General features: G+C 71.5%; 4 protein-coding genes. All 4 read right to left on the minus strand.

The genetic code is table 11. The features are described 5' to 3' along the window. Window positions 1-545: L-seryl-tRNA(Sec) selenium transferase (locus HY703_05030; GenBank protein ID MBI4544539.1), on the minus strand; the 545-nt coding region annotated here is incomplete at its 3' end. Next, a complete protein-coding gene (locus tag HY703_05035) occupies window positions 542-1,810 on the minus strand; it encodes a hypothetical protein (GenBank protein ID MBI4544540.1) in 1,269 nt (422 codons plus the stop codon). The genes HY703_05030 and HY703_05035, both read right to left, overlap by 4 nt. After that, a complete protein-coding gene (locus HY703_05040) occupies window positions 1,810-4,743 on the minus strand; it encodes a valine--tRNA ligase (protein MBI4544541.1) in 2,934 nt (977 codons plus the stop codon). The genes HY703_05035 and HY703_05040 overlap by 1 nt, the downstream gene beginning before the upstream one ends. Before the next feature lie 192 nt (window positions 4,744-4,935). Next, window positions 4,936-5,650, minus strand: a 715-nt coding sequence (locus HY703_05045) for a hypothetical protein (protein MBI4544542.1), incomplete at its 5' end; no start/stop codon positions are given.

The raw sequence follows: 5,650 nt of genomic DNA on the forward strand, positions 1-5,650 counted from the left end.
GAGCCGCCGATCTCGACCAGCTCGCCCCGGCTGATCACCGCCTCCCGCTCCGCAGCCAGCGTGTTCAGTGCCAGCACCAGAGCGGCCGCGTTATTGTTCACCACGAGCGCCGCCTCGGCGCCGGTCAGCTCGACGAGCAGCGCCGCGCAGTGGTCATAGCGTGAGCCACGCTCGCCGGCCTCGAGGTCGTACTCCAGGTTCGAATACGACGCGGCGACCCGGGCGACCGACTGCCGCGCCGACTCCGCCAGGCGCGCGCGCCCCAGGTTGGTGTGCAGCACCACGCCTGTGGCATTGATGACGGGCCGGAGCGACGGCCGCTCGCGAAGCGCCAGGCGCTCGGCGACCCGGTCCGCGTACCAGGCAGAATCCCTCGGCCCGTCGGGCGGCAGCGCTCCCGCACCCAGCGCCGCGCGCAGCTCTTCCTGCACGGCCTGCAGCGTATCGAGCACCAGCCGCCGCGGCGCACGCTCGAGCAGCCGCTCAAAGGGCGCGCTGGCCAGCAGCCGCTCGACTGCCGGGATCGCTCGCCGGGGATCAGTCATTCGAGGCCGATCCTTTTGCTGTCGTACCCGTTACCCGTACCCGTACCCGATCCCCTCCCCCGCAAGACCAAACCGGATACCGCGCGCGTTCCTGCCGTATCCCTGGGCGCCGCCCCGACGGAATCCGCCGGCGGCGCCGCCGCCCGCGCCCGGGTCTGGAACACCGCACCGCCACCGCCCCCCGGCAGGCCGTGAATATTGGTGATGCCCGCGGCCTCGACCCGGTAGCGTGTCCCGGCCTCGAGCGGCTCCGCCGGGATGACCACCAGTTCCTGCGTGGGCAATGGCGGCGCCGGCTCGCCTGCGGCGGCGGCCACGGCCGTATCGGCGGGCAGGACCTCGGGCGGGGCCTTTCCGACCTGCGCCTCCGCCTGCTCTTGCTGCTGCCGTGCCACGCGGGCGCGCTGCGCCTCCGCTGGATACAACACTTCCCGCACCTCGACTCGGGTGCTGTCCGGCAGCCGCCAGAGCGCGACCTGCGCCTCCGCCTGCGGCACCTGCGGGTCCATGTAGTCGTCGAAGACCAGGGCGACGTGCAGCGAATCCCTTGCGTCGGCGCGCGCCAGCCGCGCGGGAGTCGTATCGGGCGCCAGCAGCGACATGGCAAGGAGCGCGGTGTCGGTGGCCGAGAGCACGGTCGAGCCGCTGTCCCGGGGCTCGAAGGGATCGCTCTTCCGGTTCCGGTTCTGGTCCAGATAGGCGAGGAGGTGATAGCGGCCGGCGGGCACGTGACGGAGCGCAAAGAAGCCGGCAGTATCGCTGACCCCCACGTAGGACACGGAATCGAGCTGCCGCATCGCCTCGATGCGCGCGTCTGCGGCGGGGCGCCCGCTCAGCCGGTCCGTGATGAATCCGGCCAGCGCCGTCGCGGCAATGGGCGGGCCGGTCGAAAAGACCAGCTCGGCGGGCAACTGGCGCCGGTTGCCGAACAGGTCCTGGATCACGGGCAGCACGACTACGCGGTATACGAGCCCCGGCCGCCAGCCGCCCTCAAGCCGGATGCGCAGCTCGGAGCGCCCCTTCTCGAGGCGCAGCTCGCCGGTCTCCGGCGAGACCAACACCGCCTCCTCGACCCCGCGCTCGCTGATCCGTTCGTCGAAGCGGAACACGACTGCGTCGCCCCAGCCGGGGACCACGGCCATGGGCTCCGGCGTCGTGGCAATCACCCGCGGCGGCTGCTTGTCCGGCGCCCCCCCAGGCGGCATTTCAGCCCGCGCGCACGCCGCCAGCCCGGCAATGGCCAGGGGCCAGCCCCGACAGCGCATCACTGCAGCGCGGCCAGCTTGCGTAGGAGCTTGTCGAGCTGGTCCCGGAAGTGCGCCGCCTTCTCCCGTTCCCGCAGGATAACGTTCTCGGGCGCCTGGCTCAGGAACCGCGGGTTCGCCAGCTTGGACTCCGCCGCCCGAAGCTGCCCGCCTACGCGTTCCGCCTCGCGCCCCAGCCGCGCCCGCTCCCGCTCCACGTCCAGGACCCCTGCCAGCGGCACAAACAGCTCCGCGCCGCTACGCAGCACGGCGTGGGCGCCGCCGCGCGCGTCGGCCAGCGCGCCATCGCTATAGACAACCGCGCCTACCCGCGCCAGCCGGCGCAGCGCTCGCTCCTCCGCCGAAAGCGCCGCCTGCAGCGCGGGCGCGACGTGGGAAAGCCGAACCTCCAGCTCCCTGCCTGCGGGAATGTTGTACTCCGACCGCAGCGTGCGCACCACCCCAATCAGCTCGATCAGCGCGCCCATCTCCCGCTCTGCCTGCTCCTCCCGCCGCTCCGGCCGCGGCGCCGGCCAGGCCGCGATCACCAGGGACTGCTCCCGCTCCCGCCCGCCTGGCCACGGCAGTCGCAGCCATAGCGCTTCGCTGATAAAGGGCATGATCGGGTGCAGCAGCCGCAGCACGCCGTCCAGCACTTCGACCAGCGTAGCCTTCGCCGCCTCCCTGCTCGCCTCACTCGAACCCGCGCCCGTACCCGTCCCCAAGCCCGGGCGCTCCCCATAAAACCGCGGCTTCACCAGCTCCAGGTACCAGTCCGCCAGTTCGCCCCAGAAGAAGCGGTACAGCACTTCCGCCGCCTCGTGGAACCGGAACGTCTCCAGCGCGCTGGTCACCTCGTCGGCCGCCGCGGCCAGCCGCGAGAGGATCCAGCGGTCCGCCAGCTCCAGCGAGCCGGCGACGTCGGCTACCGCCTGCACAGCCTCGCCCTCCAGGTTCAGCAGCGCGAAGCGGCCGGCGTTCCAGAGCTTGTTGGCGAAGTTCCGCCCCGTCGCGAAGGTCTCTGCCAGGTCCTCCGGGTTCATGTAGACGTCCGTGCCCACGCCCGCGGCAGCGATCACCGTGTAGCGCAGCGCATCGGCGCCGTAGAGCTGTACCACCTCGAGCGGGTCGATGCCGTTGCCCAGCGACTTGGACATCTTGCGACCCAGGGTATCCCGCACCGTGCCGTGCAGGTAGACATCCCGGAACGGCACCTCACCCATGAACTCGAGGCCGGCCATGATCATGCGCGCCACCCAGAAGAACAGGATTTCCGGCGCCGTGCTCAAGGTGTGCGTGGGGTAGAACGCGGCCAGGTCCCGCGTCTGCTCCGGCCAGCCGAGCGTCGAGAAGGGCCAGAGCCAGGACGAGAACCAGGTATCCAGCACGTCCGGATCCTGCACCAGTTCGGCGCCGCCGCAGCTCGGGCACTGCGTGGGGTCCTCGCGCGCGACGATAGTCTCGCGGCACCCCTCCACCTGACAGTACCAGACCGGGATGCGGTGCCCCCACCAGAGCTGGCGCGAAATGCACCAGTCCCGGATGTTCTCCAGCCAGTGCTCGTAGACCCTGGTCCAGCGCTCCGGTGTGAGGCGCACCCGGCCGGCGCGCGACGCCTCGAGCGCCGGCCCCGCCAGCGGCCGCATGCGCACGAACCACTGCTCGGAGAGCCGCGGCTCGACCACCGTCTCACAGCGGTAGCAGTGCGGCAGCGCGTGGACGTACTCCTCGACGCGGTCGAGCAGCCCCTCGGCCGCGAACGCCTGCACCACTCGCTCCCGCGCCTCGGTGCGGTCCAGTCCGCGGAACGCGGGCGGCGCGTTCTCCCCCATGGCCGCCTCGGGTGTCATGACGTCCAGCGCCGGCAGGCCGTGCCGCTGCGCCAGCTCGAAGTCGTGCGGGTCGTGCGCTGGCGTGACCTTGACCGCGCCCGTGCCGAACTCGGGATCCACAGCCTCGTCCGCCACCACCGGGATGAGCCGCCCCGTCAGCGGCAGCGCGACCTCGCGGCCCACCACGCCGCGGTAGCGCTCGTCCGCCGGATGCACCGCGACCGCGGTGTCCCCCAGCATGGTCTCGGGCCGCGTCGTCGCCACCACCAGGTACTCGCGGCCATCTGCCAGCCGCGGCAGCGCCGCCAGTCTCTGTCCCACGGCATCCCCCACGGAGGCGGCACCCGTACCCGTGCCCGTGCCCGCTCCCTCTCCCTCTCCCTCTGCCTCTGCCGACAGGGCGACACCGCGCCCGCCCGCCACACCCTGTCCCCGCGTATCCGCCTCACCGTGGCCGTCTCCGCCCTCGCCCTGTTGCGTACGCTCCACCAGCGGGTAGCGCAGATAGTACAGCTTCCCCCGCGTCTCCTCCGGCTCTGCCTCCTCGTCGGACAGCGCCGTCAGGCAGCGCGGGCACCAGTTGATGATGTAGTTCCCGCGGTAGACCAGCCCCTTCTCGTACAGGCGGACGAAGACTTCGCGTACGGCACGGGACAGCTCCGGCTCGAGCGTGAAGCGGGTACGGCTCCAGTCGCAGGAGCTGCCAATCGAGCGGAGCTGCTCGAGGATGGTCGAGCCGGTTTCCTGCACCCAGTCCCAGACCCGCTCGACGAAGGCTTCGCGGCCCAGGTCGTAGCGGGTCTTGCCCTCCTGCGCGAGCTGACGCTCCACCACGTTCTGCGTGGCAATGCCCGCGTGATCGGTGCCCGGCACCCAGAGCGCCTCCCGCCCCTGCATGCGCCGCCAGCGGATGAGCACGTCCTGAATCGTGTTGTTCAAGCCGTGACCCATGTGCAGCACCGACGTGACATTGGGCGGTGGGATGACAATGACGTAGGGTTCGCGCTCGCCGCGCTCGACCGCGCCTGGATCCGCGCGGAAGTCGCCGCGCTTCTCCCAGCCACGGTAGAGCGGCGCCTCGACGGCGCGCGGATCGTATTGCGGCGCAAGCGGCTCCGCCATTTGCCATTAGCCTCGTTGGTGTGAAAGGGATCAGGTTAGCGCGCCACTGCCCGCGCCGTCAACGGCGCTGAGCGGTTGCCAGCAGCGCGGTCCTTAGTGGTTGAGTTCGTAAGTACGGCCGTATTTGCGGATTCGACCACTTAGGTGTCATCCCGAGCGCAACGGCGCCGCAAGGCGCCTTGACGTGGACCGCTAGCTCCCTTCCTTCTTCTTCTCCTCCCGCTCCCGGTCCTTGCGCTCGCGGATCGCCTTGACCCGCTCGTCAAAGCGGTCGCGGATGCGCGCCTGGTCCGACTGCTGCTGGATCTCGCCCCACTCCCGCAGCCGATCGTTGATCTCGTCCCGGCGCCCGGGCGGCGCGCCGAAGGAGGGCGCCGGCAGCGTGATGCCGCCCAGGTGGATACCCTCGGGCGAGATGCCCCAGCGCTTGCCGTCCTTCCCCTTGATCGTCCAGTCCGTCCCGCGGCGCTGCGCCTCGAGCTCCGCGCGCAGCGAGTCGTTCAGTTCATCGATGCGGCCGTACACCCGCTCCCGCATGAGCTCCTCGTCGGTTTTCGCCGGCGGCTCGAGCTCGTGCGGCAGGACCCAGAGCCGGCGGTCGTGGACGCGGGGGCGCAGCCGCTCCGCCGGCGAAAGCGCACGCGGGGCAGCCCGGCCCTCGGGCTGCCCCGCCGGCCCTTCGGCGCCGGCGCGCGGGACGGGCGGCGGCCGCTCCTGCGCCTGGCGAGGGCCTGCTCGAACGGGCGCAAGCGCCGCGGGCAGCGTATGCACAGCCGAGGGTACGATCCGGTACACCTCGAGCCCGTGGGGCTCAGGGGCAGGCTCCGCCCTCGAGGCGGCCGGCTCGAGCGCCGGCGGACCCACGGCGATGAAGTAGCGGGAGATCAGCAGCGCCAGGAAGTGGAGC

The sequence above is a fragment of the Gemmatimonadota bacterium genome, assembly GCA_016209965.1.
Lineage (GTDB): Bacteria > Gemmatimonadota > Gemmatimonadetes > Longimicrobiales > RSA9 > JACQVE01.